The organism is Comamonas trifloxystrobinivorans (assembly GCF_043359985.1).
In the GTDB taxonomy this organism is placed as follows: Bacteria; Pseudomonadota; Gammaproteobacteria; order Burkholderiales; family Burkholderiaceae_C; genus Comamonas; species Comamonas trifloxystrobinivorans.
This window is the reverse complement of the sequence record NZ_JBHZGV010000015.1, coordinates 57,236-82,182: the sequence shown is the minus strand read 5'-3', so window position 1 is coordinate 82,182 and position 24,947 is coordinate 57,236. Positions and strand designations below refer to the sequence as shown.

Here is a 24,947-nt window from a genome sequence, read left to right as displayed (position 1 = left end):
CACAGGTGCGCCAGCCCACTCAGTTGCGGAGATTAAAGATCGCTGCAAACATGGTCCAATCGAACTTTCCGCCCAACCCATTCCATTCAGTTATCGCAACCCCACCATGCCGGGCAAACCCTTATCCATGGCCACCGTCTGCAGTCGGCTGCGTTTCAGGCATCTGCAGTTCCTCGACATCCTCGGGCGCACGCGCAACCTGCGGCAGACGGCCGAGCAAATGCACATCACGCAGCCGGCCGCCACCAAAATCCTGTTGGACCTGGAAGAGACCTTCGGCACCAAGCTCTTTGAGCGCCTGCCACGCGAGATGCGGCCCAACGAGCTGGGCCTGTTCACCCTGCGCTACGCAGCTACCGCGCTGGCGGCCAACAAGCAGTTTGTGGACGAGTTCAACCTGCTCAAACAAGGCGGCCACGGGCAACTGGCGATAGGCGCCATCTCGGGCTCGGCAGCCCATTTGCTGACCACGTCGATCAGCGAAATCCAGCGACGCCGGCCCTTGCTGATGCTCAAGGTGTTCGAGCAAAGCAGCGACCAGCTCGCCCTGTGGCTGGCCAAACGCAAAATCGACCTGATGATCGGCCGCTTTACCGACGACAGCCAAGGCAGCCAATTCCATTACGAGCGCCTGTCGGGCGAACAGCTCTTGGTGGTTGGCGGGCCGCAGCACCCCTTGCGCGGCCTCGGCAACATGGAGCTGGGCAACCTGGCCCACTGGCCCTGGCTGCTCTACCCGCCCTCGACCGCCGTGCGCAAAGTATCTGACGAGCTTTTCCGCAGCTTTGGTACGGCACCGACATCAAGCCTGGTGGAAACCACCTCGTTTCTCTTCGCGCTCGAATCGCTGCAAAAGACCGACATGCTCTCGCTGCAACCGGCAACGCTCGTCAACAAATACATCAGCAAAGGCCTGCTGAGCCATATCGCCGTCACCATCCCCGACCGCATGCCCGACTACGGCATCGTCACCCGCCTGGGCGAAGTGCCATCGCTGCCGGCACAAGCCTTTATCAGCGTGCTGCGAGAGGTAGCCGGCACTACCGTGACAGCACCGCAGCCTGGTGCGAGCGGGGATGGTGAGATTTGCTGATCCCCGCATCCCTCTTGGGTGTTCTTGCGAGGGATCTGGTTCAAGCCTTGGTTGCCCTGTTGCGCGATGGCATAGCGCCGAGAATTGGCAGGGCCAAGAGCGCATTGCTGTGCTGGCCTTGGCGCGCGTGGCGTATTTGCAAGCTGGTGATGACGGCCTGGCCATGGTGCAAGAGCAGGTGGCGCAAACCATTCTTTATTGCAAGCGTCAGATGGAAGCTAAGCTGTGCGGCCCATAAACAGACAACACCCCAAGCAGCACTGAAACATGACCAAAATCCGCCTCTCCCACCCCAGCGATAGCAAGCGCGTCATTGAGATTTGGCGCGCAGCGGTCGATGCCACGCACCATTTTCTCCAGACTGAAGACCGCTTGCAGCTGGATGAGCTGATCTGCTCCGTCTTGCCGCAGGCGCCGCTTTGGCTGGCCGTTGATGACAAGGACCAGGCGCTCGCCTTCATGTGGCTAGAAGAAGGCCATATGCAAGCCTTGTTTGTGCATCCAAACCAGCATGGACAAGGGCTGGGCGCTGCGCTGGTGCGTCACGGCCTGGGTTTGCATCCGCAAATGAGCACGGATGTGAACGAGCAAAATACGCAAGCGCTGGGCTTTTACGAAAAAATGGGATTCAGGCGCACTGGCCGCTCCGAGCTTGACGGGCAAGGCCGGCCCTATCCCTTGATCCATCTGGCGCACTGAGCACAAGCGGCAGCGCTGCCGCCATGATCCCGCTAAAGAGCGCTTGGGCACCACATCCGCAAGCATTTGCCGGCTTTACAGCCGCCCGAATCAGCCTGGTTCAGCCCGATGGGCGCCACCAGGCATGGCGGCATGCATAGTCAGCGTGTGCCGAGCGGGCACCCAGGCGAGCGGCGCTCTTTGAAGGCGGGCGAAAGCACATAGAATGGGGCCTGGCCATTTTTTGACACCATGAAGTACTTGTTGTGGCTGCTCAAGGCAGTCATTTTTTTCACCCTGTTCGCGTTTGCGCTCAACAACCAGCGCGATGTGGTGGTGCATTTCTTCTTTGGCACGCAGTGGCAGGCGCCGCTGGTGCTGGTGGTGCTGCTGGCTTTCAGCGCCGGGGTGATTGTGGGTATTGTCGGCATGGTGCCGCGCTGGTGGAAGCACCGCAAAGCGGCGCAGCGCGCTGCCAGCCAGCCGCCAGTTGCCGAAGCTGCAGCTCCCGCCACCGCGGCTCCCCCAGAGGCCAGCTTCAAGGCCGAAACTCTGCCTCCTCATGGAATTTAATATCTCCTGGATCCTGCTGGGCTTTCCCGTGGCCTTTGTGCTGGGCTGGCTTGCCTCGCGCTTTGACTTGCGCCAGATCCGCCGCGAAAACCGCAGCGCCCCCAAGGCCTATTTCAAGGGGCTGAACTTTCTGCTCAACGAGCAGCAGGACAAGGCGATTGATGCCTTTATCGAGGCCGTGCAGAACGATCCGGACACGGCCGAGCTGCACTTTGCGCTGGGCAACCTCTTCCGCCGCCGTGGCGAGTACAGCCGCGCCGTGCGGGTGCACGAGCATTTGCTCTCGCGCGCCGATATCGGCAAGGCCGAGCGCGAGCGCGCCCAGCATGCGCTGGCGCTGGATTTTCTGAAGGCCGGCCTGCTGGACCGCGCTGAAGATGCACTCTCGCGCCTGGACGGCAGCCCCTACGAGAACGAGGCCCGCTTGTCGCGCCTGGCCATTTACGAGCGCGCCCACGATTGGCCGCAGGCCGTGCAGATTGCGCGCCAGATGCAGTCCGAAGGACAAGGCGATTACAGCGTGCGCATTGCCCACTATTTGTGCGAGCAGGCGCTGAGCCAGCAAGCCCACGGCCAGCTGGAAGCGGCCCGCAGCCTGCTGCAGGAAGCCCAGTCCGAAGCGCCGCGTGCGCCGCGCCCGCGTATCGAGAGCGCCCATTTGCAGCACAAGAACGGCCAGGCCATCCAGGCGCTGACCACTTTGCTGGAGCTGGCCGCAGTGTCACCCTCTTCTGTGCCGCTGGTGGCACCACTGATGGTGGAACTGGCCAAAACCGATACCCGCGCTGCCGAGGTGCGCGCCCTTTTGCATGCCAACTACCACAGCTCGCCTTCGCTGGATGTGATGCAGTGCCTGGTGCAGATGGACGAAGCAGGCATGGTGCCCGCGCCCACACCGCCGCTGGCACGCGATTGGTATATAGAGCATTTGCGCCACGAGCCCTCCCTGGTGGCCGCTGGCCGCTGGCTGGCCAACGAGACGCTCACGCACGAAGAACACCACCCGGCCGTGCAACGTGCGCTGGACAACGCGGCCAAGCCGCTCACTCGCTACCGCTGCGCGGCCTGCGGTTTTGAGGCGCGCCAGCATTTTTGGCAGTGCCCGGGCTGCCAGTCCTGGGACAGCTACCCACCGCGCCGCGTCGAAGAGCAGTAAGCGCCTCCAGCCCAAAAAGCCGCCGCAAACACACGGCTGGCAATACCTATGAGGCATTCGCTGACAGCGGCGTAAGCCCTGCACTCTCTTGCGCCATTTGCAGATGCCCACATAGGATATCGGCTACAGGATAGCTTCGGCCAATATCCTGTATCTGCTCGGGTTTTCGTAGCATGAGTTGATGACCTGGCTTGTAGAATCTGCCGAAAATGGCTCTTTCCTATCTGATCCTCCTCCCCTTTTTGGGCAGCGCGATTGCCGCGCTGCTGCCTGCCAATGCGCGTAATGCCGAATCAACTTTGGCGGGGGCGATCAGTTTGTTTTGCGCCATCCAGGTGGCCCTGCTTTTCCCCGAGGTGCAGAACAACGGCGTGGTGCACCAGACCTTGCCCTGGCTGGGCCAGCTCGGGCTGAACCTGCATTTCCGCCTGGACGGTTTTGCCTGGATGTTCTCCATTCTGGTGCTGGGCATCGGCTCGCTGGTGGTGCTGTATGCGCGCTACTACATGTCGCAAGCCGATCCGGTGCCGCGTTTTTTCTCGTTCTTCCTGGCCTTCATGGGCTCGATGATGGGCGTGGTGCTCTCGGGCAACCTGGTGCAGCTGGTGTTTTTCTGGGAGCTGACCAGCCTGTTTTCTTTCTTGCTGATCGGTTACTGGCACCACCGCAAGGATGCACGCATGGGCGCCCGCATGGCCTTGACGGTAACGGGCACCGGCGGCCTGTGCCTGCTGGCTGGCGTGCTGCTGCTCGGCCATATCGTCGGCAGCTATGAGCTCGACAACGTGCTGGCCGCCGGCGACCAGATCCGCAGCCACGAGCTCTACCGCGTTACTCTGGTGCTGATCTTGCTGGGCGCACTCACCAAGAGCGCGCAGTTCCCCTTCCACTTCTGGCTGCCACGCGCCATGGCAGCGCCCACGCCAGTGTCTGCCTATCTGCACTCGGCCACCATGGTCAAGGCCGGCGTGTTTTTGCTGGCGCGCTTGTGGCCGGCGCTCAGCGGCACCGAGGAATGGTTCTGGCTGGTGGGCGGTGCAGGCGCTGCCACCTTGTTGCTGGGCGGCTATATCGCCATGTTCCAGAACGATCTGAAAGCGTTGCTGGCCTATTCCACGCTCTCGCACCTGGGCCTGATCACCTTGCTGCTGGGCCTGAACAGCCCGCTGGCGGCAGTGGCGGCGGTCTTCCACATCATGAACCACGCCACCTTCAAGGCCTCGCTGTTCATGGCGGCCGGCATTGTCGACCACGAATCGGGCACACGTGATATTCGCCGCCTCTCGGGCCTGCGCAAGATGATGCCGATCACTGCCACGCTCGCCATGGTGGCCAGTGCGGCCATGGCCGGTGTGCCGCTGCTCAACGGCTTTTTGTCGAAGGAAATGTTTTTTGCCGAAACGGTGTACATCAACACCACGCCGTTTTTGCAGATTGCTTTGCCGGTGGCCGCTACGCTGGCCGGTATTTTCAGCGTGGCTTATTCGCTGCGTTTCACGGTGGATGTGTTCTTTGGCCCGCCTGCAACCGATCTGCCGCACACGCCGCATGAGCCGCCGCACTGGATGCGCGTGCCTATCGAGCTGCTGGTGCTGATCTGCCTGCTGGTAGGCGTGCTGCCCGCCTGGGCGGTGGGCAATTACCTCAACGCCGCTGCCTTGCCGGTGGTGGGCGGCACTCTGCCCGAGTTCAGCCTGGCGCTGTGGCACGGCGTCAATACGCCGCTGGTGATGAGCTTTATTGCCATGTTCGCCGGCATTGCGCTGTACCTGATGCTGCGCCAGCTCAGAAGCCAGGGCCGCGCCGAAGATGCGCCGGTTGCCAGCTGGTTCAACGGCCAGCGTATTTTTGATGGCGTGATGGCGCGTATTACCAATGTGGCGCGCCACCTGCGCCGCTTGCTGGGTACGCGGCGCTGGCAATGGCAAGCGCTGTGGCTGGTGCTGGCGGCGCTGATCACCGGCGCGCTGCCGCTGCTGATCCATGGCATGGAGCTGGGCAACCGCGCTGTGCAGCCGCTCTCGCCCGCCTTTGCAATCGTGTGGATCATCGGCATCGCCTGCTCGCTGTCGGCGGCCTATCTGGTCAAATACCACCGCCTGGCGGCCCTGGTAACACTGGGCGGCGCCGGCCTGGCCACTTGCCTGACCTTTTTGTGGTTCTCCGCGCCCGATCTGGCGCTGACGCAATTGGTGGTCGAGGTGGTCACCACGGTGCTGCTGCTGCTGGGCCTGCGCTGGCTGCCCAAGCGAGACAAGTCGCTTCAGACCGCTGCCAACCAAGGCGCCTTGGTGGCCTTGCGCCGCTACCGCGATCTGGCGATTGCGCTGCTCTCGGGCGCCGGCATGGCCTGGTTGTCGTTCGCCATGATGAGCCGGCCTTTCTCCGAAAGCACCTCCACCTTCTTCCTGGAGCGCGCCCAGCCCGAAGGCGGCGGCACCAATGTGGTGAACGTGACCTTGGTCGACTTCCGCGGCTTTGACACCTTCGGCGAAATCGTGGTGCTGGGCATCGTGGCGCTGACGGTGTATGCGCTGCTGCGCCGCTTCCGCCCAGCCCCCGAAGCCATGGATGTGCCCGAGCAGCAACGCTTTTTGCCAGCCGATTTGCACACCGACCTGCTCAACCCGCGCACTGCCACCGACACCGCCATTGGCTACCTGATGGTGCCCGCCGTGCTGGTGCGCCTGCTGCTGCCGTTTGCCGCTGTGGTGGCCATGTACTTGTTCATGCGCGGCCACAACGAGCCCGGCGGCGGCTTTGTTGCCGGCCTGACAATGGCCATCGGCCTGCTGCTGCAATACATCATCTCGGGCACGCACTGGGTCGAATCGCACATGCCGATCTACCCGCGCCGCTGGATTGCCGCCGGCCTGCTGTTCGCCCTGGGTTCGGGCGTGGGCAGCTGGTATTTCGGCTACCCCTTCCTCACCAGCCACACGGCCCACTTCACGCTGCCTCTGGTAGGCGAGATCCACGTGGCCAGTGCGCTGTTCTTCGATATCGGCGTGTTTGCGCTCGTGGTGGGCTCCACCATGCTGCTGCTCACCGGTATTGCCCACCAATCGGTACGAGGCTTCCGCTACCACGAGCGCCAGCAAAGCGAGCGTGACTCCGCGGCCGCCCCGGCCCAGCAATCCTAAGGAGACACCGATGGAAATCATGCTTGCCATTGCCATTGGTGTGCTGACCGGTTCGGGCGTGTGGCTGCTGCTGCGCCCACGCACTTTTCAGATCATCATGGGGCTGCTGCTGCTGTCGTTTGCCGTCAACCTGTTCATCTTCAGCATGGGCCGCTACGGCCTGGCGATCGACCGCGAACCGATTTTGCAAAAAGGCGTGCCCACCGATCTGCTGCACTACGCCGACCCGATGGTGCAGGCCCTGGTGCTGACCGCCATCGTCATCGGCTTTGCCATGACAGCCTTGTTCCTGGTGGTGTTGCTCGCCTCGCGCGGCATGACCGGCACTGACCACGTGGACGGCTCCAACTCCAACGACGCACAGGAGAACGCTTGATGTCGTTGCTAGGCTGGACCGAACGCCTGATGCCGCACCTGATGCTGGCACCGCTGCTGCTGCCCATGCTGGCCGCAGCGCTGATGCTGACGCTGGGCGAAAAGCACCAACGCACCAAGCTGCTGATGAACATCAGCGCTTGCGCGCTCAATGTCATCATCGCCATTGCCCTGGTGCAGTGGAGCAACCAGGATGGCGTGGCCAACACCATCAGCGTCTACCTGGCGGGCAACTGGGCCGCACCCTTTGGCATTGCCTTGGTGCTGGACCGCTTGACCGCGCTGATGCTGCTCACCACCAGCGTCGTGGCCCTGTGCGCCGTGCTGTATTCCGGCGCCCGCTGGCACCGCGCCGGCGTGCATTTCCACCCGCTGTTCCAGTTCCAGATGATGGGCTTGGCTGGCGCGTTTTTGACGGGCGACCTGTTCAACCTGTTCGTCTGCTTCGAGATCATGCTGGCGGCCTCGTACGGCATGCTCTTGCACGGCTCGGGCAAGGCCCGCGTGCAGCACGGACTGCACTACATTGCCATCAACCTGGTGGCGTCAAGCCTGATTCTGATCGGCGTGTCCATGCTCTACGGCATTACCGGCACGCTCAACATGGCCGATCTGGCGCGCATCATCCCCAGCGTCTCCAGCGCCGACCGCGGCCTGCTGCACACCGCTGCCGGCATCTTGGCCGTGGCCTTTTTGATCAAATCTGCCGTGTGGCCGCTCAACTTCTGGCTGGTGCCGGCGTATGGCGCCGCCACTGCGCCGGTGAGCGCTGTCTTTGCACTAATGACCAAGGTGGGCATCTACACCGTCTTGCGCCTGTGGACGCTAATGTTCAGCAGCGAAGCGGGCGACTCGGCACACTTTGGCAGCGCCTGGCTCATCCTCGGCGGCCTGGCCACCATGGCGTTTGGCGGCATCGGCATGCTGGGCACCCAGCGCCTCAACCACACGGCGGGCTACGCGGCCATTTTGTCGGCTGGCACCTTGCTGGCGGCCACCGGCTTTGGCCAGAACCTGATGACGGCCGCGCTGCTGTACTACCTGCCCAGCTCTACGCTGGCCGTGGCCGCGCTGTTCCTGGTGGCCGACCTGATCGACCGCTGGCGCACCGAAGGCAGCGATGTGGTGCACTTTGACGACGAGGAAGCGCCCTTCCTCACGCCCGAGCTGCTGCCGCGCGAAGGCCTGAACCTGGACGAAGACGAAGAGGTGCTGATCGGCCGTATCATCCCCGCTGCCATGGCTTTTCTGGGCCTGTCCTTCATGGTCTGCACACTGATCATCTCGGGCCTGCCGCCGCTGTCGGGCTTTATCGGCAAGTTCGCCATGCTCAATGCCTTGCTCAACCCGCTGGGCCTGGGCTCGTCGGCGGGCACGCAAATCGGCTGGCTGGGCGGCCTGTTCATGGTCACCCTCATCGCCACCGGCCTGATGGCCTTGGTCGGCCTGGTGCGCATCGGCATTCGTGAGTTCTGGTCGAGCGTGAGCCGCAGCACGCCCGAGCTCAAGCTGGCCGAAGGCCTGCCAATCGCACTGCTGCTGGGCTGCGCGGTGCTGATGGTGGTGTACGCCGGCGGTGTAATGCGCTTTACCCAACGCGCCGCCAACACGCTGCTGGCTCCGGGCACCTATATCCGCGCCGTGCTGGAAACCGAGCCCGTGCCCTACCCCACGGCGGCGCCGCTGCCCGACAAACGCCTGGGCCCAGACTCCGGCACCTCGGTGCCCGTGGCGCCGGCCGGCTCTACCGGCCACTTGCGTGCGCCGGAGGCAGACACCAGCAAGCCAGCAGGAGAAGCCCAATGAAACGCCTGTTACCCGCTCCGCTGCTGTCCGTCTTTCTGTGCGTGGTGTGGCTGCTGCTCAACCGCAGCCTGAGCGCCGGCCAGGTCATCCTGGGCGTGCTGCTCGGCCTGCTCATCCCCATGCTCACGCAAGGGCTGCGGCCGCGCGCAGTCAGCATCAAGCACCCGCTGACCATCATCCGCCTGGGCCTGCGCGTGGCCTACGATTCGCTCAAATCGAACGTGGCCGTGATCCGCCTCTTGCTGGCCCCCCAAACCCGCAAAGGCCCGCCCGCCTTCGTGCACATACCGCTGCAACTGCGCGACCCCAACGGCCTGGCCGTGCTGGCAATGATCGTCTGCATCACGCCGGGCACTGCCTGGGCCGAAGTCTCGCGCGACCGCTCAATGCTGCTGCTGCACGTGATGGAGGCGCAAGACCCGCAGGCCATCATCGACCATGTCAAAGCCTGCTACGAGCGCCCGCTGATGGAGATTTTTGAATGACCCCGATGAACCCGATCCTGGCCTGGACCATGCCCGCCGCGCTGTTCATCCTGCTGCTGGCCATGCTGTTTGCCATGGTGCGCCTGCTCAAGGGCCCGCAGGCACAAGACCGCGTGCTGGCGCTCGACTGCATGTACCTCATCGGCATGCTCGCCATGCTGGTGCTGGGCATCCACTACGCCTCGGTCAACTACTTCGAGGCGGCGCTGCTGATTGCCCTGTTCGGCTTTGTCAGCTCCACCGCCATGGCCAAGTTCCTGCTGCGCGGCGAGGTGATCGAATGACCGAAATCGCCCTGCCCGTCTGGGCCCAGATCCTGGTGTCTGTGCTGGTGCTGGCCGGCGCGCTGATTGCGCTGATCGGCGCCATGGGCCTGCTGCGCCTGCCCACCTACTACGAGCGCGTGCACACGCCCGCCATCATTGCCACCGCCGGCTGCTGGACCATTGTCTGGGGCTCGGTCGTCTTCGTGAGCCTGCTCAGCGATTCGCTGGCCCTGCATGCAGTGCTGATTGCCATCTTCATCTCGGTCACGGTGCCCATCACCACCATCTTTTTGATGCGCGCCGCGCTCTTCCGCGACCGCCGCATGAACAAGAACGTGCCCGCCAGCGTGAGCCGCATCGTGGTGGCCACACCTGACAGCAACGACGCCTGAGAGCGTGTTTACGATCTCCTCGCGCCGCGACAGCGGTTTTGCGAAGTAGCGGCTTGTTGGTGAGGTTTGCCTTTGCAGCGGCCAATATGCCATCTTGCTGCCGTGCTCGTGCATCGCAAAACCACTGTCCACAAGGGTTGCACTGAAATCGGCCGATTTCGCAGCGCTGGGCCTTGAATGCACATGGGTGCATTCTGCAACCCATCACAGCGAACTCGGACGCGATTGCAGCACAACGCGACTGCGTTGAGATCGTAAACACGCTCTGAGCACCGCATCGCCGATGCCCACCGCGACAGCCGCAGCAGCGCGGGTAGGCTAAGCTGCGGGGTCTGCAACCTCCCGCTGCCCATGCCATGACGACCCTGCTCCACAGCACCATCGACCGCACACTGACCCACTGGGTACAGGCCCGCCTGGCCGATCCGCAACCCGATGTGCTGTGGCAACTGTGGTGCTTTGAAGGGCTGCAAGCGCGCCGCGCCGCCGAGCAAAAGCTCGCCGCCCACGGCCTGCGCGCCCGCATTCGCAGCTGCTACAAACCGCTGGTGAATGCGGTGCTCGAAGAGGTGGAGCTGCACAAGCTGCAAGCGGTGGAGCTGCGCTACCCGGTGCATCCGCACGCGGCCGCCAACCGTTTTTTGCTGGAAGCCTACCCACTCGCCGCCATGCTGAACAGCGTGGCCCTGCACATGCAGCCCAGCACGCAAACCCAGCACTACGAACTGCACCTGCAATACCGGGGCGAGCGCCAGCAAGCGCTGCGCGTGTTTGCGCCCAACCGCATGTTTGCAGCCCAGCAAGGAGTGCCCGGCATCACGCCCTGTGGCTGGCAACGTGCGCTGGATGCGCAAGGCGGCCAGCTGTGCAACGAGGCGCTGATCACCGATTACGAAATGGCCTACGCACAGGCCATGCAAGCCATCCAGGCCCACGCCTGGCCGCAGAGCGAACCGTTTTTTGGCCGCCTGCAAATCAGCATGGCACTGCCCGGCTTTGAGCAAGCCATTGGCACAACGGGCGAGGTGATGAGCACGCCCGAGGCCATGCACGAAGAGCTGTACTTCTCGCTGCTCGAGCATTTCCAGCAAATCTCGGGCCGCCAAGCCGGCGACCGGCGCTTGCAGCCCGGCCAGATCGTGCCAGATATCCGCTTGGCCGAGCAAACCGAACCGCTGGCACTGCAGCAAATCACGGTGGATGTGAGCGTGCAGCCTTTGCCGCAACCTGCCGACCCAGTGCCAGCGCAGCTGGTGCAGCATGCCTCCATCGCATCGGCAGCAACCGCAGCCAGCCAACTGCAACAAGCGCCCAGCCTGGCCGAGATTGGGGCGTTGGTACAGCCACTGTTTGCCGCCAACGGCGTGGCCTGGCAAGGGCGCAGCGTGCAAGGCCGCAGCATTGCCGCCACCTACCAGCGCGGCAGCGACCACCCGGTGCTGCTGAGCGGCGGCCAGCATGCCAACGAGGTATCGGGCGTGACCGGCGGTGTGCGCGCCGCACTGGCTTTGGCGCAGCAGCCGGACAGCCACTTTGCCTACATCCCCGTCAAAAACCCCGACGGCTACGCCTTGCAACAATGGCTGAGCAGCTATGCACCGGAACAAATGCACCATGCGGCACGCTACACCGCGCTGGGCGACGACCTGGAGTACCGCGACCAAGCGCCCTGGTTTGAAAGCGCTGTGCCCTACGACGCCATTGGCGGCAGCGGTGCGCAACTGCACATCAACCTGCACGGCTACCCGGCGCACGAATGGACGCGCCCGCTCAGCGGCTATGTGCCGCATGGCTTTGATCTGTGGACCATTCCCAAGGGCTTTTTCCTGATTTTGCGCTACCACGAAGGCTGGCAAGACGCTGCCGAAGCCCTGGCCGACCGCATTGCACTGGCCCTGCTGCAAGTGCCCGGCCTGCCCGAATACAACGCCCGCCAACTGGCGCTCTACCAACGCCACTCGGGCCAGCAGCCGTTTGCGCTGCGCCATGGTACGCCCTGCACCATCAACCCCAACCAGGCATCGCGCGCGCCAGTCACGCTGATCACCGAGTTTCCCGACGAAACCGTCACCGGCGAAGCGCTGCAATTTGCCCATGGCGTGCAGCTGGCCACCGTGCTGGCCGCTTATGCCGCCTGGCAAGAGATCATGCAAAACCGCCAATAGCGGTGCGCGCCCAGCGCCGCTCACAGCAAAACCACAGCCCTTGCAGCCAACCGCTTTCTGCTAAGCTGCAACGCCTATGTGGAACCTCATCGGCATCTCGGTCGGCGCCTGCGCCGGCGCCATTGCGCGCTGGCAACTGGGCCGCTGGCTCAACCAACCGCATTCCTTCCTGCCTTGGGGCACGCTCGCCGCCAACCTGGTGGGCGGCTACGTCATCGGCTTGCTGGTGGCGCTGTTTCAGCACTCGCCGGGGATCGATCCGGTCTGGCGCCTGGTCTGGATCACCGGCTTTCTGGGCGCGCTCACCACCTTCTCCAGCTTCTCGGCAGAAACCGTTGCCATGCTGCAAGCCGGCCGCTTTGGCCTGGCGCTCTTGCAATGCAGCCTGCACCTGCTGGGCTCGCTCGCACTGACAGCCTTGGGCCTGGCCACCGGCAACGCGCTGTGGGCCGCTCGCTGATCTACTTTTTTTGACGTTTTTCTCCGTTGGCACGCTGGCAAATGCTATATATTCCGTAGCTATCAGCGCTTGCCATGGTGCGCTGGTAGCCGTGTTTACCTGTCGTGCCCGGCGCTTCCGGGCTGCACCACGATCGCGGGAGACTACTTTGGACGCCAATACCCAACTCGATGAACATGTGATGGCCCAGGACTGGAATTTGTTTGCCAGCGAGCGCAAGCAGGACAACCCGCTCAAACCCGACTCTTACCGCCTGGCCTTCGCCGACCCCGAATTTCTGAGCCGCCGCGAAACCCGCTCGATCCGCTTCCAGCTCGAAATGCTCAAGCCCGATCTGGAGTTGACGGCCCAGGGCATCAACAATACCGTGGTGGTATTTGGCAGCGCCCGCTTCATCTCGCCCGAAGAAGCCGAGCAAAAGCTGGACATCGCCAAGGCCCAAGGCGACGAAAAAACCCTGGCACTGGCCGAGCGCGCCGTGCGCAACAGCCGCTACTACGACGCAGCGCGCCGCTTTGCCCGCCTGGTGGCCAAGTTCAGCGAAACCCAAAAGCTCGAAGACCGGCTCTACATCTGCACCGGCGGCGGCCCCGGCATCATGGAAGCAGCCAACCGCGGCGCCTACGAAGAGCATGCGCCCAACGTCGGCATGAACATCACCTTGCCGCACGAGCAATCGGGCAACCGCTACATCACGCCCGAGCTGTGCTTCAAGTTCCACTACTTTGCGCTGCGCAAAATGCACCTGATGATGCGCGCCCGCGCCTTGGTCGTCTTCCCCGGCGGCTTCGGCACCATGGACGAGCTGTTTGAGGTGCTGACCCTGGTGCAAACCCACAAGGCCAAGCCCGTGCCCATCGTGCTCTTCGGCGTGGACTTCTGGACGCGCATGCTCAACTTCGACGTGATGGTGGAATACGGCACCATCTCGCCCGACGACGTAAAGCTCTTCCGCATTACCGACGATGTGCACGAAGCCTGCCGGGTGATTCAGGCGTTTTATCAGGGCTGATTAACCCCCGCTTGCAACGAATACAGCTGGCTTTTGCCGGCTGTTTTTGTTTGGAGCGCGTTGGTTGGGCGGGCTACGCATGTGCCGCGGCGAGCGCAGATAAAGCCCAACGCCAGAGTCGCGCTCCTGCGACTCCGTTATGGACCTTTTTTCTGCTTAGGCTCAACGTCGGTCACGTCACTGTCCGGCGGGACCGCCCCCGGTTCAGCCGTCAACGGCTTGAACGTCGGCATCGGCGTATGCCCCAGCAACCAGGCCATGCGGGAGCCTGCGCCAATCATTGCGCCCATCACCCAGAACACGCCACCCACGCCAATAGCGGCGCCGGCCGCGCCGAACATGAGCGGCATGCACACGCTGGAGCCGTTGATCAGCATCAGGCGCAGACCGACGGCTTCGCCGTGGCGCTCTTCCGGCGTGATCTGGTGCAGCATGCTCATGGCCATGGGCTGCACGCTGCCCAGCGCAATGCCCAACAGCGCGGAGCAAATCGCCATGGTGGTGGCGTTAGGCATCAGCGGGTAAACGGCAAACACGGCAGCCGTCAGCACCATGGCGGCCATCACCACCGTCATCTCACGCAGATGGCGCGAGATGCTGGGCAACAGCAGGCGGATAAAGAACGCCGCCAGCGCAAACACACCCAGCACGGTGCCGATCTGCGATGCGGCCAGGCCTTTCTCGTGGCCCAGCAAAGGCACCACAAAAGTGTGCACGTCCCAGCACGAAGCCACCAGCCAGTTCACCAGCAGCAGGCGGCGGAAGCTCTGCTCGCGCAGCAAATCCCAGGCGTGGTGCGGCTGGCCGTCGTGCACCACGGCCGCGGTCGGCTGCTCTTGGGCACCGCGCACGCACCACCAGGCCAGCAGCGCAAACGCTGACAGCACAGCAAAAGCAATTCGGTAAGAGAGATCGTCGCCCGCCTGTTTGGTGGAGTGGTCGATGATCAGGCCGGTCACCATCGGGCCGAGGAAGTTGGCAATCGCCGGGCCGAGCGAGAGCCAGCTGAAGATCTGGCGCAGCTCGCTCGCCTCGTGCGCTACGCGGCCGGCGTGCCGTTGCAGCGCAATGATCGAGATGCCGCAACCCGCGCCCGTGAGCAGCGCCGAGACGCACAACACGCCAAAACGCGGGTAAATGACGCCGATGATGGTGCCGGTGAACGCCAGGCCAATGGCGATCAGCATGGGCCGCATGAAGCCGTGCTTGTCGGTATAGCGGCCGGCGGGCAGCGCCAGAAATACCTGGGTCAGCGCAAACAAGGCCAGCAAAAAACCGACTGCGCCGGGCGTGTAACCATCGCGCAAAGCCAGCAAGGGCGCGGCCAGGCGCGTACCTGTCATGCAGGAATGGACAAAAAACTGGCCGACGATCAGCCGAATCAACTCGCGGTTCACGCACTCCCCTCAGGCGCTGGCTTGCCCGGCATTGTCGTTGCAGGCAGGCCCAGAGGGCTGTCGCCTTCGTCCTCGGCGGCGTCGCCATTTGGCAACTCATGCACGCCCGAGAGCTTGCGCTTGATGGCGCGGGTGCGCACATCGACCTGCTCGAACTTCTTGGCCGCCTGGTCGATGGAGCGGCGCGTGGCCTCCACCGCCTCGCCAAATTTGTTGAACTCGGTCTTGACCTGGCCCAGCACGGCCCAGACCTCGGAGCTGCGCTTTTCGATGGCCAGGGTTTTGAAACCCATCTGCAAGCTGCTGAGCATGGCGGCCAGGTTGGCGGGGCCGGAGATCATGATGCGGCAATCGTTTTGCACCGCTTCCACCAGGCCGGGGCGGCGCATCACCTCGGCAAACAGGCCTTCGGTGGGCAAGTAGAGCAGCGCAAAATCGGTGGTGTATGGCGGCGCCACATATTTGCTGTAAATCTTCTTGGCCTCGTGCCGGATCGATGCCTCAAAACCATTGCTGGCCGATTGGATGGCCGCCTTGTCCATGCTCTCCTGCGCATCGAGCAGGCGCTGGTAGTGCTCGACCGGGTACTTGGAATCGATAGGCAACCACACTGGCGCATCTTCGCGCTTGCCAGGCAGGCGAATGGCGAACTCCACCAGCTCGTCGCTGCCGGGCACGGTCTTCACGTTCTTGGCGTATTGCTCGGCGGTGAGCACGTTGTCGATGATCATGCCCAGCTGCAGCTCGCCCCAGGTGCCGCGGGTTTTCACGTTCGTCATCACCCGCTTCAAATCGCCCACGCTGCCGGCCAGCGACTGCATCTCGCCCAGGCCTTTGTGCACCTGCTCCAGCCGGTCACTCACCAGCTTGAAGGATTCGCCCAGGCGCTGCTCCAGCGTGGCATGCAGCTTCTCGTCCACTGTCTTGCGCATCTCGTCGAGCTTGTTGGCGTTGTCGCTCTGAATGCTGGCCAGCCGCTCGTTGAGCGTGCCGCGCAGCTGCTCGGCCTGCTGCAGATGGGCCATGGCCACCTGCGCCAGCTGCCGTCCCACGCCCTCTTGCAGGCTGCTCAAATGCGCCTGCACATCGCCCTTGAGCGCCGCCAGGCTTTGGTGGTTGGCACTGCTGAGCGCATCTACGCGCTGGGTGAGCGAGGTGTCCAGCACCGACAGCCGCTGGTTCACCGCCGCATCCAGGTGCGCCAGGCGCTGCGCCAGTTGCGCCTCAAAACCCGCCAGCGCCTGCTGCAGCTCTTGGCGGCCCAGGCGCGCCTCGGCCAGGCTTTGCGCCAGCCGCGCCTCCAGCGCTTCGCGGAACTCGCCCAGCACCTCCTGGTTGCTCTGGTTCAGCTCGCGCAGCTGCAGGTTCACCTGCTGCGACAAATGGCTCAGCGCCCCTTCGTTGCGCGCCAAAGCCTGCACCGTGGTTTGCTGATCGCGCGTCTGCTGCGCCAGTTGCTGCCCCCAAGGCTCACCCAGATCCACCTTGGGCCGGCGCAGCAACAAGATCAGCAAAATCAGCAAAGCCACCAGCAGCAAAGCCGCCAGCAATATCAGGTTCAGGTCCAGTGTCACAACAGACGTCCTGCGCAGTAAAACTTCAAAAATAATAGCTGCTTGCGCCCATCTGTGGGTGCAAGCAGCTAAAACTTGAGCAAGCGTCTGTTGTGCCTGCGGACAAGTACTTTAAGCAGTGCGGCGGCTGTGTGCCGAATCCAACTGGTTCACTGGCGTGACGGGTGCCTTGCCGCCCAGGTAGGCGATCAGGTTGTCTGCCGCCAGTTGCGCCATGGCCAGGCGCGTGGGCATGGTGGCGCTGGCAATGTGCGGGGTGAGCACCACGTTGGGCACTTTCAGCAGATCGGGGTGCACGGCGGGTTCGCCCTCGAACACGTCCAGGCCCGCTGCGGCGATTTGCTTGTTGGCCAGCGCTTTGGCCAGCGCAGCGTCGTCGACAATGCCGCCGCGGGCGATGTTGATCAGCGTGGCAGTGGGCTTCATTTGCGCCAGCTCGGCTGCGCCGATGGTGTGGTGCGCTTGCGGTGTGTAAGGCAGCACCAGCACCACGTGGTCAGCGGTTTTCAGCAGTTCTTCCTTGCTGACATAGCGCGCTTTGCATTCGGCTTCCAGCTCGGGTGAGAGGCGCGAGCGGTTGTGGTAGACCACGTTCATGCCAAAGCCGAATGCGCCGCGCTTGGCGATGGCCTGGCCGATGCGGCCCATGCCGATGATGCCCATGGTGGAGCCATGCACTTCGGTGCCGGCAAACAGGTCGTAGCGCCAATCCTTCCACTGGCCGGCACGCAGATAGTGTTCGCTTTCGCTAATGCGGCGCGCGGTGGCCATCAGCAGCGCAAAGCCGAAGTCAGCCGTGGTCTCGGTCAGCACGTCGGGGGCGTTGGTGCCTTGCACGCCGGCAGCTGTCATTGCGGCCACGTCGAAGTTGTTGTAACCCACGGCCATGTTGGCGCAGATTTTGAGCTGCGGGCAAGCGGCCAGCAAGGCGGCGTCGATGCGCTGCGAGCCAGTGGTGAGCACGCCATCCACGCCTTGCAGTTGGGCGATCAGCTCGGCTGGCGACCAGGCTGCATCGCTGGGGTTGTCGGTTACCTCAAAGTGCTCTCGCAGCGTAGCCACCACTTCGGGCGAGATGGCGCGGGCAATCAGGATGCGCGGCTTGGAATTCATGGCTCTCTTCTCTTTCTCGTTATAGCGATGGCAAGTCCATCGGCAATGGTGCAAGTTTCCACTAAGCTGCTCAGCGGGCACTGGGCAAAGTGCACAGCACCTCACTACTCCTCAGTACTTAGCGAAACCAGATAAACGTCATCACCACAAACAGCGGGATCAGGATGCAGCCCGACCAGGCCATGTAGCCAAAGAAGCTGGGCATGCGCACGCCACGACTTTCGGCGATGGCCTTGACCATCATGTTCGGTGCATTGCCGATGTAGGTGTTGGCGCCCATGAAGACCGCGCCTGCCGAGATGGCCGCCAGCGTGGAGCCCATGGTCGTCATCAGCACAGCCGGGTCACCGCCTGCCGTGTTGAAGAACACCAGATAGGTCGGCGCATTGTCAAGGAAGCTACTCAAAAAGCCTGTCGCCCAAAAGTACATGGCCGGATCGGGCGTGCCGTCGGGCCGGGTGACGGCGCGCACGATGGCACCGAACGGGCCATTGGTGCCCGCTTGCAGCATGGCGATGACGGGGATGATGGTGAGGAAAATGCCGGCAAAAAGCTTGGCCACCTCCTTCATCGGGCCCCACTCGAACTGGTTGGCCTCGTGCGCCGCCTTGGGCGTGAGCACCAACGAGGCCAGCGCCACGCCAATCAAACCGATGTCACGCACCAGGCCAGGCAGGCCGACGGGTGTGCCAGCAATGTCAAACGCAAGGTCGGATTTCCAGAAGCCGCTCATCAGCACCAGCGCCACCACCACGGCCAGCAACAGAAAGTTGACCTTGCCGACAAAGCCCAGACCTGCCGTGTCGGGCGTGGGATCAGGGCGGGTGATGGTGCCTTCAGCCTTGAAGCTGATGGTGTCGAGCACAAAAAAGATGGCCAGCAATGCGCCTGTCAGGAACAGCGTTTCCGGGAAGATGTGGCGCACCGTCCAGAAGAAATCCACGCCTTTCAAAAAGCCCAGAAACAGCGGTGGATCGCCCAACGGTGTGAGCGAGCCGCCCGCATTGGAGACGATGAAGATGAAGAACACCACCACATGGGCGCTGCGCTTGCGCACGTCGTTGGCACGGATCAGCGGACGGATCAACAACATCGAGGCGCCTGTTGTGCCCATGAAGCTGGCGAGCACGGCACCAATCGCCAAGATCGCGGTGTTAAGCGCAGGCGTGCCGTGCAGGTTGCCGCGAATATAGATGCCGCCGGACACCGTGAACAGCGCCGTCAGCAAGATGACGAAGGGAATGTATTCCGCCACCATGGCATGCACCAGGCTGGTGGCGGCCAGACCAGGCCCGAACACCAGCGCAAACGGCAGCAGAAAAGCCAGTGCCCAGCCCGCAGCCACCTTGCCAAAGTGGTGGTGCCAGAAATTGGGCAGGAACAGCGGCATCAACGCAATCGACAGCAGGATGCCAGCAAAAGGAATGCCCCAGGCCATGGACAGCTCGGCCCCGTTCAAGCTGGCGGCCGACGCCAGCCCGGGCAAAGCCGCCAGGCCCAGCACGGCCGCGCTGCGCCCTTTGCCACTCAGCGTTTTGCCTTGTGCCATGTTTCTCACTCCTTGGATCTGTGCAACCGCTGTCAGCTGCAGCAGGGCAGCACGGTCTTTTTATAAAAACAATAGCTGCCAGCGCATGCTGCGCGCAGCCTTTCAGCACATTTTAGCGAAAGCGCTCTGGGCGCAAGCGCCCCGAGGCGACCGAATACGTCCCGACAAACCCGCAGAGATTGAGCGACCGAACCTGCTCAACCCGCACGCGCCGGAGCCGGTGCCACGCCTTGCTGCGCGGCGTGCTCGTGGGGCGGCAGGTTGAATACCTGGCGCAGGTAGGCCAGGTATTTCTCGTCGTCACACATGCCTTTGCCGGGCGTATCTGAAATCTTGGCCACTGGTTGGCCATTGCAGCGCGTCATCTTGATAACGATTTGCAGCGGCTCGTAACCGAGATCATTGGTGAGATTGGTGCCCACGCCAAAAGCCAGCTGAGCGCGGCCATGAAAGCGCCGGAACAGCTCGATGGTGCGCGGTATGGTGAGCGCGTCGCTGAAGATCAAGATCTTGCTGAGCGGATCGACCTTGTATTTCTGGTAGTGCGCGATCAGGCGCTCGCCCCAGGTGATGGGGTCACCGCTGTCGTGGCGCGCGCCATCGAAGAGCTTGCAGAAATACAGATCGAAATCGCGCAGGAAAGCGTCCATGCCATACACGTCGGACAAGGCAATGCCCAGGTCGCCCCGGTATTCCTTGGCCCACATCTCGAAGCCGAAGATCTGGCTTTCGCGCAAGCGCGGGCCTAGCGATTGGCAGGCCTGCAGGTACTCGTGCGCCATGGTGCCCAGCGGCGTGAGCCCCAATTGTTTGGCCAGCCACAGGTTGCTGGTGCCAGCCAACTGGCCGGCGCGCTCGCCGGGCTTGGCCGCCTGCGTGGCAATGCCCAGGCCGCCCACCAGACTGCGCAGCACCTCTTCCTGCCATTGGCGGCTGAAGCGGCGGCGCGAGCCGTAATCGGCAATCTTCAGCTCCTCCAGGCCCGGTGCATGCATCGCCTCGATCTTGGCGGCCAGGCGCTGGCGGCCCTCTTCCCAATCGGGCTCGGGCTGGGTGTTGCGAAAGTAGACCTCGTTGACAATGGCCAGCACCGGAATCTCGAACAGCACCGTGTGCAGCCAAGGGCCACGGATGGTGATGTCGATCTCGCCACTGGGCAAGGCGCTCACCTGGATGTACTTCTGGTTGAGGCGGAAGATGCGCAGAAAATCGATGAAATCGCTTTTGATAAAGCGCAGCGACTGCAGGTAGGCCAGTTCGTCGTCCGTGAACTGCAACTGGCACAGGGCCTGGATTTCGCGCTGAATCTCTTCCACATACGGCGCCAGTTGCACGCCTGGGTTGCGACAGCGAAAGCGGTACTCCACCTTGGCACCGGGAAACTGGTGCAGCACCACCTGCATCATCGTGAACTTGTACAGGTCGGTGTCCAGCAGACTTTGGATAATCATTGGTTGGCTGCGCGGGCGCACACCACCGGCTTGGCGGTTGGTGGCCTCAATGCCCTGCGCTCTGAATAGATTGGTCGCAACAGCGCTGAGTGTAGGCGATTGCCCGGCCCTGTGCGGGCAGCGGGGAGACTGGGCGGCGCAGTACTACCGCCAAGGCCCGCAACGCTCAGGAAACCAGCAGCGCTTGCAACGCCGTTTGCAACGCAGCAGGCAGCTCTACCGGACGGCGGCTGTCGCGGTCTACATAAACATGGATAAAGTGGCCGCAGGCCGCCGACAGCGGCTCACCGGCAACGAAGATGCCCACTTCATAGCGCACGCTGCTTTTGCCCATGTGCGCCACACGGATGCCCACATCCACATCTTGCGGGAAAGCCACGGGCGCAAAGTAATTGCACTGCGTCTCGATCACCAGGCCAATCGTCTGGCTGGCGTGGATGTCGAGCGCCCCCTGCTCTATGAGATAGCGGTTCACCGCCGCATCGAACCAGCTGTAGTAAACGACGTTGTTCACATGGCCGTAAATATCGTTGTCCGCCCAGCGCGTGGTGATGCGCTGAAAGTGGCGGTAGCCACTGCGGGGCTGCGCTTGCGGACGCTGGGGGCTGGCCGTTGCCGTCATGTCAGAGCTTTCTCAAGGGCTTGAAAAGCGCGATTGTAGGTGGCAGTCCGGCTGACAGAACCAGGGTCTGCCACCTAGCGGACAGCGGCCCGACACACGGCTGACACGGTGCAGTGCTACAACCGCAATAGCGTTGGCGGGTGCCCGCAAAACAGCTGCAATATGGTTGCTTTTTCAACCATCTAAGCGTCGCTTAGTGGATTGAAATCAAATAAAAAACACTTTGTTGCTGCAGTGCACAAAAAATACTTGCAAAACGCTTGGCGATCCCTACAATACGAATCATTGTGCAGTGCAGCAAATTGAGATCGCAATGCACAAGGATCGCAGATGCAGACCGGTATCTGGATCTTGACCCTTGATTGTTTGACCTACTCTAACGGAGCATGAAAATGGCATTGACCCCTGATCAAATCCTGGCAGCACACCGCGCAAATCTGGAAACCCTGGTTGGCCTGACCAACAAGGCCTTCGAAGGCGTGGAAAAGCTGGTGGAACTGAATGTTGCCGCCACCCGCGCAGCCCTGAACGACGCCGCCACCAACGCCAAGTCGGTGCTGGACGCCAAGAACGCCCAAGACCTGATGAGCGTGCAAGCCGGCCTGCTGCAGCCTCTGGCTGAAAAGAGCGCCGCTTACAGCCGCCACCTGTACGAAATCGCTGCTGCTACCAGCCTGGAATTCAGCAAGGCCTTCGAAAACCAAACCACCGAAGCCCAAGCCAAGTTCAACGAATTCGTTGACACCGCTGCCAAGAACGCTCCCGCTGGTTCGGAAAGCGCCGTGGCCGTGATGAAGACCGCTGTTGCTGCCGCCAACAACGCTTACGACAGCGTGCAAAAGGCCGTCAAGCAAGCTGGCGAAGTGGCTGAAACCAACTTCAACACCATCACCAACAACGTGGTGAAGGCTGCCGGCAACGTGGGCGCCGCCGCCAAGAAGCGTTAATTCGCCACCGGGCGAGCCCCGCGCCGTGCTGCCGAGCTTGTTGCCAAACCCCTACAGTTTGGTAAAAAAAGCACAGCAGCACTGGACAAGCACCAGGGTAAACCCTAGAATAGCTTTATTGCGTTGACGAACTCAACGCAGCCAGTTGTCTCCTTGGATCTTTTCGAAACCCAGTTTCTTAGATCCCTTCAAAGCCCGGTTTCTGACCGGGCTTTTTTTTGCCCGTTTTACAGCCAGCCTTGTGCCCTGGGCTATGCCAGCGGCAGCCGCTGATGGCATGCGCACACGCCACGAACGGCCACGAACCGGCAAAAAAGCACGCATTTGCACCGCCTTCTATTGATATTAGTAATACAAAGCATAGGGCTGCCCTGAAATCAATTAGGAATGGTTCTTGTTTGGATTACCATTGCACATCTTTCGTTCTCCGCTCTTTATTCACCACATGCTGCAATCCATCAAAGTTCTGGCGCTGGCTTGCGCCACGCTGGCCGGCTCCATGGCCGCTCAGGCCGAAGAAGTTGTCAACCTGTACTCGGCGCGCCACTACTCGACCGACGAAGCGCTCTACAGCAACTTCACCAAGGCCACTGGCATCAAGATCAACCGCGTCGACTCGGACGACGCCGGCATCATCGCCCGCCTCAAGGCCGAAGGCACGGCGTCGCCCGCTGATGTGATCTTGATGGTGGATGCAGCACGCCTGTACCGCGGCGAGAAGGACGGCCTGTTCCTGCCCATCCGCTCGGCCAAGCTTGAAGAAGTGATTCCCAGCAACCTGCGCGCCCAGCCCGAGGCTGATGGCGGCATTGCCTGGTTTGGCCTGTCCACGCGCGCCCGCATCATTGCCTACAACAAGGTGAAGGTGAAAAAGGAAGACGTAGACACCTACGAAGAGCTGGCCGATCCCAAGAACAAGGGCAAAATTTGCATCCGCTCGGGCTCGCACCCTTACAACCTGAGCATGTTCGGCGCCATCACCGAGCACATGGGTGAAGAAAAAGCCCAGCAATGGCTGCAAGGCGTGAAAGACAATCTGGCGCGCCCACCCAAGGGCGGCGACACCGACCAGATCAAGGCCGTGGCCGCTGGCGAATGCGATATCGCGGTGACCAACAGCTACTACTTTGCCCGCATGTTGCGCTCGAACAACCCCGAAGATGTGGCCGTGGCCAACAAGGTGGGTGTGGTGTTCCCCAACCAGAACAGCTGGGGCACGCACCTGAACATTGCCGGCGGCGCCATCGCCAAGAACACCAAGAACAAGGACAACGCCGTCAAGTTCCTGGAATACCTGGCCAGCCCCGAAGCGCAAAACTACTTTGCCAACGGCAACAACGAGTGGCCTGCCGCCAAGAACGTGCAGGTGGACAACCCGGCCCTCAAGGCCATGACGCAAGGCAAGGCGTTCAAGAGCGAGACCATTCCTATCAGCGCCGTGGGCGCCAACATGGGTAAGGTGCAGCAGATGCTGGACCGCGCCGGCTTCCAATAAGCCAGGCTGCCACCCAAGTGACACAAAAAGCCCGTTCGCGGGCTTTTTTTGCGCCCGGGCGGTGCTGCGAGTCAGCGAAGGCTCAGGTAAGATGGGCGCCAATTGACGTTAACGTCAACGCAAACCCAACCAGCAGGAGACACCCATGCAGATCGCGAACAAGGTATTCATCGTCACCGGCGGCGCGTCCGGCCTCGGCGAAGGCACGGCACGCATGCTCGCCAAAGAAGGCGCCACCGTCGTCATTGCCGATATGAACAGCGAAAAAGGCGAAGCCATCGCCAAGGAACTGGGCGGCGCCTTTGTCAAATGCGATGTGGCCAATGCCGAGCAAGGCCAGGCAGTGGTCGACAAGGCCACCTCGCTGGGCAAATTGTTCGGCCTGGTGAACTGCGCTGGCATTGCGCCGGCCGAGAAAACCGTGGGCAAGAACGGCGCGCACTCGCTCGACGTGTTCAGCAAAACCATCACCGTCAACCTGATCGGCAGCTTCAACATGATCCGCCTGGCCGCCACGGCCATGAGCAAGAACGAGCCAGAAGCCACCGGCGAGCGCGGCGTGCTGATCTCGACCGCCAGCGTTGCCGCCTACGACGGCCAGATCGGCCAAGCCGCCTACGCGGCCTCCAAGGGCGGCGTGGTGGGCATGACCTTGCCCATCGCCCGCGATCTGGCGCGCAACGGCATCCGCAATATGACGATTGCTCCCGGCATTTTCGGCACACCCATGCTGTTTGGCATGCCCCAGGAAGTGCAAGACGCCCTGGCCGCCGGCGTGCCCTTCCCCAGCCGCCTGGGCAAGCCCGAAGACTACGCCAAGCTGGTCAAACAAATCATCGAAAACGACATGCTCAACGGCGAAGTAATTCGCCTCGACGGCGCTATTCGTCTGGCTCCGAAGTAAATTCTTTGGTAGCCAAAGCAAAATGCCTTCCACTGCGGAAGGCATTTTTGTTTTCAAAACGGTAAAAAACTGACCGCACGCAGGGAAACCAACCCATTTGGGTGCCTGCATCTTGGGGATGCCCGATTATCTTGGTGATATTTGAGCCTCTCCGCCACCAAGAGGAGTAGAAATAGAAAAAGCCTTCCTGTTTTCCAACAGAAAGGCTTGTATCTGGCGGAGTGGACGGGACTCGAACCCGCGACCCCCGGCGTGACAGGCCGGTATTCTAACCAACTGAACTACCACTCC

General features: G+C 62.3%; 22 protein-coding genes and 1 tRNA gene. 16 read left to right on the top strand and 7 right to left on the bottom strand.

Features of this window, described 5'->3' with window-relative positions; genetic code table 11:
- Positions 1-127: 127 nt before the first annotated feature.
- The 13 genes from ACFIQF_RS18855 to ACFIQF_RS18795 all read left to right on the top strand — a co-directional run bounded on the left by ACFIQF_RS18855 (position 128) and on the right by ACFIQF_RS18795 (position 13,604).
- Positions 128-1,093: a LysR substrate-binding domain-containing protein gene (locus ACFIQF_RS18855; protein ID WP_393945181.1), complete on the top strand. Its 966-nt coding sequence runs from the start codon at positions 128-130 to the stop codon at positions 1,091-1,093.
- 267 nt (positions 1,094-1,360) lie between these two features.
- A complete protein-coding gene (locus ACFIQF_RS18850) occupies positions 1,361-1,792 on the top strand; it encodes an acetyltransferase (protein WP_393945180.1) in 432 nt (143 codons plus the stop codon).
- 231 nt (positions 1,793-2,023) lie between these two features.
- Positions 2,024-2,344: a LapA family protein gene (locus ACFIQF_RS18845; RefSeq protein ID WP_393945179.1), complete on the top strand. Its 321-nt coding sequence runs from the start codon at positions 2,024-2,026 to the stop codon at positions 2,342-2,344.
- The gene (gene lapB / locus ACFIQF_RS18840; protein WP_393945178.1) at positions 2,334-3,500 is read left to right on the top strand and encodes a lipopolysaccharide assembly protein LapB; all 1,167 of its coding nucleotides are present in this window, start codon (positions 2,334-2,336) and stop codon (positions 3,498-3,500) included. The genes ACFIQF_RS18845 and lapB overlap by 11 nt, the downstream gene beginning before the upstream one ends.
- 209 nt (positions 3,501-3,709) lie before the next feature.
- Positions 3,710-6,643 carry a monovalent cation/H+ antiporter subunit A gene (locus ACFIQF_RS18835; protein WP_393945177.1) on the top strand — a complete coding sequence of 978 codons (2,934 nt, stop codon included), beginning with the start codon at positions 3,710-3,712 and terminating at the stop codon, positions 6,641-6,643.
- A 10-nt stretch (positions 6,644-6,653) separates the two neighbouring features.
- Positions 6,654-7,019 carry a Na+/H+ antiporter subunit C gene (locus tag ACFIQF_RS18830; protein WP_393945176.1) on the top strand — a complete coding sequence of 122 codons (366 nt, stop codon included), beginning with the start codon at positions 6,654-6,656 and terminating at the stop codon, positions 7,017-7,019.
- Positions 7,019-8,824, top strand: coding sequence for a monovalent cation/H+ antiporter subunit D (locus ACFIQF_RS18825; RefSeq protein WP_393945175.1), 1,806 nt, complete (start codon positions 7,019-7,021; stop codon positions 8,822-8,824). Before ACFIQF_RS18830 ends, ACFIQF_RS18825 begins: the two co-directional genes overlap by 1 nt.
- Complete coding sequence (locus ACFIQF_RS18820; protein ID WP_393945174.1) at positions 8,821-9,309, top strand: Na+/H+ antiporter subunit E; 489 nt, start codon at positions 8,821-8,823, stop codon at positions 9,307-9,309. The genes ACFIQF_RS18825 and ACFIQF_RS18820 overlap by 4 nt, the downstream gene beginning before the upstream one ends.
- A 5-nt stretch (positions 9,310-9,314) precedes the next feature.
- The gene (locus ACFIQF_RS18815) at positions 9,315-9,593 is read left to right on the top strand and encodes a K+/H+ antiporter subunit F (RefSeq protein ID WP_393945206.1); all 279 of its coding nucleotides are present in this window, start codon (positions 9,315-9,317) and stop codon (positions 9,591-9,593) included.
- Positions 9,590-9,967, top strand: a complete 378-nt coding sequence (gene mnhG, locus ACFIQF_RS18810) for a monovalent cation/H(+) antiporter subunit G (RefSeq protein WP_393945173.1) — start codon at positions 9,590-9,592, stop codon at positions 9,965-9,967. Before ACFIQF_RS18815 ends, mnhG begins: the two co-directional genes overlap by 4 nt.
- 356 nt (positions 9,968-10,323) lie before the next feature.
- A complete protein-coding gene (locus ACFIQF_RS18805) occupies positions 10,324-12,132 on the top strand; it encodes a M14 family metallopeptidase (RefSeq protein WP_393945172.1) in 1,809 nt (602 codons plus the stop codon).
- 76 nt (positions 12,133-12,208) lie between these two features.
- Positions 12,209-12,592 carry a fluoride efflux transporter CrcB gene (crcB, locus tag ACFIQF_RS18800; RefSeq protein ID WP_393945171.1) on the top strand — a complete coding sequence of 128 codons (384 nt, stop codon included), beginning with the start codon at positions 12,209-12,211 and terminating at the stop codon, positions 12,590-12,592.
- A gap of 148 nt (positions 12,593-12,740) precedes the next feature.
- Complete coding sequence (locus ACFIQF_RS18795; RefSeq protein ID WP_393945170.1) at positions 12,741-13,604, top strand: LOG family protein; 864 nt, start codon at positions 12,741-12,743, stop codon at positions 13,602-13,604.
- 137 nt (positions 13,605-13,741) lie between these two features.
- Here ACFIQF_RS18795 and ACFIQF_RS18790 read toward each other — a convergent pair whose 3' ends face one another.
- The 6 genes from ACFIQF_RS18790 to ACFIQF_RS18765 all read right to left on the bottom strand — a co-directional run bounded on the left by ACFIQF_RS18790 (position 13,742) and on the right by ACFIQF_RS18765 (position 21,310).
- Positions 13,742-15,001, bottom strand: a complete 1,260-nt coding sequence (locus tag ACFIQF_RS18790; protein WP_393945169.1) for an MFS transporter — start codon at positions 14,999-15,001, stop codon at positions 13,742-13,744.
- Positions 14,998-16,575, bottom strand: coding sequence for a DNA recombination protein RmuC (locus tag ACFIQF_RS18785; RefSeq protein WP_431193947.1), 1,578 nt, complete (start codon positions 16,573-16,575; stop codon positions 14,998-15,000). The genes ACFIQF_RS18790 and ACFIQF_RS18785 overlap by 4 nt, the downstream gene beginning before the upstream one ends.
- Before the next feature lie 111 nt (positions 16,576-16,686).
- Positions 16,687-17,688 carry a 2-hydroxyacid dehydrogenase gene (locus ACFIQF_RS18780; RefSeq protein ID WP_393945168.1) on the bottom strand — a complete coding sequence of 334 codons (1,002 nt, stop codon included), beginning with the start codon at positions 17,686-17,688 and terminating at the stop codon, positions 16,687-16,689.
- A gap of 118 nt (positions 17,689-17,806) precedes the next feature.
- Positions 17,807-19,237: a sodium:proton antiporter gene (locus ACFIQF_RS18775; protein WP_393945167.1), complete on the bottom strand. Its 1,431-nt coding sequence runs from the start codon at positions 19,235-19,237 to the stop codon at positions 17,807-17,809.
- Positions 19,238-19,434: 197 nt separating this feature from the next.
- The gene (gene pncB / locus ACFIQF_RS18770) at positions 19,435-20,688 is read right to left on the bottom strand and encodes a nicotinate phosphoribosyltransferase (protein ID WP_393945166.1); all 1,254 of its coding nucleotides are present in this window, start codon (positions 20,686-20,688) and stop codon (positions 19,435-19,437) included.
- A 166-nt stretch (positions 20,689-20,854) separates the two neighbouring features.
- The gene (locus ACFIQF_RS18765; protein WP_393945165.1) at positions 20,855-21,310 is read right to left on the bottom strand and encodes an acyl-CoA thioesterase; all 456 of its coding nucleotides are present in this window, start codon (positions 21,308-21,310) and stop codon (positions 20,855-20,857) included.
- Positions 21,311-21,702: 392 nt separating this feature from the next.
- On the opposite strand from ACFIQF_RS18765, the gene ACFIQF_RS18760 reads away from it, so the two are divergent.
- From ACFIQF_RS18760 to ACFIQF_RS18750, 3 genes are all read left to right on the top strand, one after another.
- The gene (locus ACFIQF_RS18760; RefSeq protein ID WP_393945164.1) at positions 21,703-22,257 is read left to right on the top strand and encodes a phasin family protein; all 555 of its coding nucleotides are present in this window, start codon (positions 21,703-21,705) and stop codon (positions 22,255-22,257) included.
- Between the two features lie 445 nt (positions 22,258-22,702).
- Positions 22,703-23,752 (top strand): extracellular solute-binding protein, encoded by a 1,050-nt coding sequence (locus tag ACFIQF_RS18755; RefSeq protein WP_393945204.1) that lies wholly within the window; start codon positions 22,703-22,705, stop codon positions 23,750-23,752.
- Between the two features lie 145 nt (positions 23,753-23,897).
- The gene (locus tag ACFIQF_RS18750) at positions 23,898-24,656 is read left to right on the top strand and encodes a 3-hydroxyacyl-CoA dehydrogenase (RefSeq protein WP_393945163.1); all 759 of its coding nucleotides are present in this window, start codon (positions 23,898-23,900) and stop codon (positions 24,654-24,656) included.
- Positions 24,657-24,870: 214 nt separating this feature from the next.
- Here the strand turns inward: ACFIQF_RS18750 and ACFIQF_RS18745 are convergent.
- Positions 24,871-24,947, bottom strand: a tRNA-Asp gene (locus tag ACFIQF_RS18745).